At 76.5% G+C, this 888-nt stretch carries 1 protein-coding gene; it reads left to right on the top strand.

All coding sequences use genetic code 11. The features are described 5' to 3' along the window. On the top strand, positions 1-888 hold an 888-nt coding region (locus HMPREF0731_RS22030), incomplete at both ends, for a Bug family tripartite tricarboxylate transporter substrate binding protein (RefSeq protein ID WP_007006477.1).

Genomic DNA, 888 nt, shown 5'->3' on the forward strand with positions numbered 1-888 from the left:
CCATCGCCCGCGCCCAGCCCGCCTGGCCGGCGCGCCCGATCCGCCTGCTGGTCGCCTACGCCCCCGGCGGCGGCACCGACAATGTCGCCCGCGTGCTGGCGGCGCAGCTGCAGACCGTGCTGGGCCAGCCGGTGGTGGTGGAGAACAAGCCCGGCGCCGGCGGCAACATCGCGACCGAGGCCGTGGCCCAGGCGCGGCCCGATGGCTACACCCTGCTGGTCGGCAACCAGGGGCCGATGACGGTTAACCAGTCGCTCTTCCCCTCGCTGCGCATCGATCCGCTGCGGGTGCTGGAGCCGGTGGCGCTGGTGGCGGATGCGCCGCTGGTGGCGGTCGCCGGCCCCGGCAGCAAGGCCCGCGACCTGCCGGCGCTGCTGCAGGAGGCGCGCGCGGCACGCGGCGATTTCAGCTATGCCTCCGCCTCCAACGGCTCGGCCAGCCACCTGGCGGCGGCGCTGATGTTCCAGATGGCCGGGGTGGAGGCGCAGCACCTGCCCTTTCGCGGCGCCGGCCCGGCGCTGAACGACGTGGTGGCCGGCCACATCCCCTTCATGGTGACGACCCTGCCCTCGGTGGCCGGGCTGATCCAGGGCGAGATGGTGCGGGCGCTCGCGGTCACCGGCACGGCGCGGCTGGCGGCGCTGCCGGAGGTGCCGACCGTCGCCGAGAGCGCCCTGCCGGGCTACCAGGCCTCGGCCTGGTACGGCATCGTCGCGCCGCGCGGCCTGCCGGCGCCGGTCCGCGCGCGGCTGGAGGGTGCCATCGCCGACAGCCTGGAGGTGCCGGAGGTGTCGCGCCGCCTGGCCGAGGAGGGAGCGGTGCCGGCCCGCATGGGCGCCGAGCCCTTCGCCCGCTTCATGGCGGCGGAGCGGGCGCGCTGGTCGAAGC

The sequence above is a fragment of the Pseudoroseomonas cervicalis ATCC 49957 genome (assembly GCF_000164635.1).
Taxonomy (GTDB): Bacteria; Pseudomonadota; Alphaproteobacteria; order Acetobacterales; family Acetobacteraceae; genus Pseudoroseomonas; species Pseudoroseomonas cervicalis.